Here is a 1,452-nt window from a genome sequence, read left to right as displayed (position 1 = left end):
GTGGCGGATCATTGACGTGGAATGGTGCGCAGAATTCGCAGGTTCGTGGGTGGTTAGCATTCCACGACGTTGACGGCGAGGCCGCCCATGGCTGTTTCTTTGTATTTGGAGGACATGTCGCGGCCGGTTTCGCGCATGGTGATGATGACTTCGTCCAGGGAGACACGGTGTTGACCGTCGCCCCAGAGCGCCATTTTCGCGGCGTTGATGGCTTTCGCGGCGGCGATCGCGTTGCGTTCAATGCACGGGATCTGCACCAAACCACCGATCGGGTCACAGGTCAGGCCCAGGTTGTGTTCCATCGCGATCTCGGCCGCGTTCTCGACTTGTTCCGGGGTGCCGCCCATGACCTCGGCCAACCCTGCAGCTGCCATCGAGGATGCGGAGCCGACCTCGCCCTGACACCCCACCTCAGCGCCGGAGATCGAGGCTTGTTCCTTGTACAGCACGCCCACAGCAGCGGAGGCCAGCAGGAACCGCACCACCACATCATCAACCTGCTCCTGGGAGGCATCGGCCATGCCGGGGGTGTAGTGGGTGGCGTAAAACATGACGGCCGGGATGATCCCGGCAGCCCCGTTCGTGGGGGCCGTGACCACACGCCCACCGGAGGCGTTTTCCTCATTCACCGCCAACGCGACCAGGTTCACCCATTCCTGCCAGAACTTCGGGTCCCGGTCCGGGTCCTCGGCCCGCAGCCGGGCATACCAGTCAGGGGCGCGGCGGCGCACATTCAACCCGCCCGGCAGCAACCCGGTCCTGGCCAGGGACGCGTTTTTGCAGTCCTCCATGACGTCGCGGATATGCAACAACCCGGCACGGACCTCGGCCTCGGTGCGGGTGACGAGCTCGTTCGCGAGCATCACACCACTGAAGTTCGTGCCCGTCGCCGCACAGTGCTTCAGCAACTCCGCAGCGGTCCGGAACGGGTAGGGCAACAGTTCCTTGGAGTGTTCCAGCTCGGCCACGGCCGCGTCCACAGCACCCTCCCGGATGATGAAACCACCACCGACCGAGAAGTACGTGGCCTCATGCAAAACAGTGCCGGCACTGCCCAACACGGCCAGTTTCATGCCGTTGGTGTGGCGGGGAAGAACAGTCAGCGGATGCAAAATAATGTCCCCGGCACCATAAGCCAACGCCACACTGCCAGCCAGCAGCAAAGGCTCGCCCGCGGCGAACGCGGCCAGGCGGGCATCAACCTCAGCAGGCAGAATCAACTCGGGCTCACGACCCTCAAGACCGAGCAACACCGCCGTCATGGTCCCGTGCCCACGCCCCGTAGCAGCCAGGGAACCATACAAATCAACCCGGACCGAGGCCACCAACCCCAGGAACTCGCCCTGGATCAGTTCCTGAACAAACGCCGCAGCCGCACGCATGGGCCCCACAGTATGCGAACTCGAAGGCCCAATGCCCACAGAAAACAAATCAAAAACACCAACGGACATG

The 1,452-nt window shown here is 63.2% G+C and carries 1 protein-coding gene; it reads right to left on the bottom strand.

Features of this window, described 5'->3' with window-relative positions; translation table 11 throughout:
* Positions 1 to 53 precede the first annotated feature (53 nt).
* The gene (locus tag ACX80Q_RS18650) at positions 54 to 1,451 is read right to left on the bottom strand and encodes an L-serine ammonia-lyase (RefSeq protein ID WP_459332036.1); all 1,398 of its coding nucleotides are present in this window, start codon (positions 1,449 to 1,451) and stop codon (positions 54 to 56) included.
* Position 1,452 lies beyond the last annotated feature (1 nt).

The sequence above is a fragment of the Arthrobacter sp. HLT1-20 genome (genome assembly GCF_054510895.1).
Note: the sequence above shows the minus strand (reverse complement) of the source record. Positions and strands in the feature narration are given on the sequence as shown.